3 protein-coding genes are annotated in these 2,224 nt (G+C 39.6%); all 3 read right to left on the reverse strand.

The annotated features are described in order from the left end of the window. Window positions 1-1,553, reverse strand: a 1,553-nt coding sequence (locus ACSHXM_RS21700; RefSeq protein WP_435692500.1) for a hypothetical protein, incomplete at its 3' end; no start/stop codon positions are given. Continuing rightward, window positions 1,554-2,051: a hypothetical protein gene (locus ACSHXM_RS21705; protein ID WP_435692502.1), complete on the reverse strand. Its 498-nt coding sequence runs from the start codon at window positions 2,049-2,051 to the stop codon at window positions 1,554-1,556. Continuing rightward, window positions 2,036-2,224: hypothetical protein (locus ACSHXM_RS21710; protein WP_435692504.1), on the reverse strand; the 189-nt coding region annotated here is incomplete at its 5' end. The genes ACSHXM_RS21705 and ACSHXM_RS21710, both read right to left, overlap by 16 nt.

Below are 2,224 nucleotides of genomic sequence, written 5' to 3' on the forward strand. Positions count from 1 at the left end.
TCAACAAAGCCGCCAAAATAAAGCTTTAAACTGTCTGTGTTTTCAGTTAAAAATTTAGTAACATTTTCTTCAGTTAATATATTTTCTTTAATAACAGTGTTAGCAGCATTTACAACAATATCCTTAGCATCTCCTCCTTTAATGGCAGCTTCCCCTGCTCCTATTATGGTAGAAGTTATTATATCTGCATTACCTACTATAAAATCACTATTGGCATTACCAATAACAGAGTCTTTAACAATTGTATTTAAACTTTCATTATCCGTCAGTAACAAAGCAGACTCTATAGCCTTTAACGGGTCTTTTTGGTCTATAGCCTGTACTAAGTTAATACCATTTACGATATTGTTCATTACATCTGCTTGAGCGCCTAACGTGGTAGCTGTATTAATAACATCTTTAGAAGCTCCTATAAGAGTAGCAGCATCTCTAGCAGTAGCTGTCATTTCGTTCAAACCTTCAGCACCACCTTGCAGAGCACCTATTGTAGTGTTTAAAAGTATGTCTTTAGTATCACCTCCCTGCGCTGCACTAGTAAGACCACTAGCTATCCCTTGACCAATAGCGTTAGCAACAGCCACGTTACCTGCTGATAAAGAGGCTACAGCACTTGAACCTGCTATTGCTGTACCTAGACCTGCTGAGGCTATTGTAGTACCTATCATTAGAGCTACATCAGCCCCTGTAGCAGACACTAGTTGCTTTTCATAAGTTAAGGTATTAGGATTAAGAACCCAATTATAATTCTCATCTATAGAAAAACTGCTAGGAATGTTATATTTCTTAATTAAATCTTGACCTAAACCTTCAGCAGCAGCATCTTCCCTCTCATTATCTTCCTCACCTTGAGCAGCAGGACGTAAATCTTGTAGTCCTATACGAGCTTGTTCCTGACCTGTAAAATAATCAAGAATACCGCTATTAACCTGTGGTCTACCTGTCTCATCTTTAAATGTAGCAGGATTGTCTATCCCCAACTCTAAAGACGGTGCAGGGCTGTTTAGAACACTCTGATAGTAGTCTTTTTCGTCTTCTGCGCTTGACATCAAAGATGCTTCAATAGGGTCGTAAGTGACAGTATTATCTACAGGCTGTACAGGCTCTTCTTTAACTGGCAAGGCAGAAAAATCAGAAGGGGTTGTTACATCAAAACTCGCACCACTACCAACGACTGACTGCATAGGCTTAGAAGTCTCTGCAATAGGCGCAATACTAAAGTCCATCCCTAAGTTAATAGGCTTAGGCTGAACAGACTGTATAGCATCTGTTATAGGGTCAGCAGGAGTCGCTGTAAGGTCTGGTGTAATAGGTGCTATAGCATTAGTAACAGCGGAAGAATAACGCACTTCGGGCTGTTTAGTGACGGCTACAGTACCTGCACCTTCAAGTATATCTACCTGTGCGTCTGGTGTGTTATTTGAAACAACGTCTACAGGGTCTGTGACTGTTTCTTTCTTTGGGGCATAAGCGCTAAAGTCAAAGTTGTTCTTGTTTAAATTATTGGTGAAACCACCGCTAAACAAACCTGAGAAATCTAAATTAAAACCAGACATTTAATCACCCTTGTTTTTATTAGCAACAGCACAGCACAATTCTATAAATCTTTCCTGAGAATACTGTTGCTTCATCATATTAATTTCAGACAAGACCCACTGCACGTTACCGTCAACATACCCTTTAGAACTATCAATACGGTCTAAAGAAGCGTTGTTGGATAACTCCATAGCCTGTAAAGGTGTTCCGCTAAGTGCACATTTAAAATCTTGCTCTATAAGTAAATCAGCTAAAGCATCAAATTCCACATCCCATTCAATACCACGCGTTACCGCTCCTGTTTTATACTTATGTACAAAAGAAGCCCGTAAGACATCCTTATAGTATCCTTTATGGTTGTTCTTGTCTGGATTACTATTAGAACAGCTTTTACACAGCTTATTGTGTTTTAAAGAAAGTTCTGCATAGCTCTTACGTAAATAACTCTGCATTTCTCCACAACCAGAACATGGCTTATAGTAACGACCGTTGTCGCCTTTAGTTACCAGTTCTTGCATGACCAATACCCTGCCGTCAGCTTAGACTTCTTACTGTCGCATTTATGTCTAGCGTTAAACGACTTCTTTTTGTCTGCTTGGTTTTTCTTAACACCCTGCTGTCCAAACCGAATAGTCTTAACCTTGTCACCATCTTTAGCGACTACAACGTGTGACTTAGTGGGATGACTAGG

The sequence above is a fragment of the Paraglaciecola sp. genome (genome assembly GCF_051252315.1).
Lineage (GTDB): Bacteria > Pseudomonadota > Gammaproteobacteria > Enterobacterales > Alteromonadaceae > Paraglaciecola.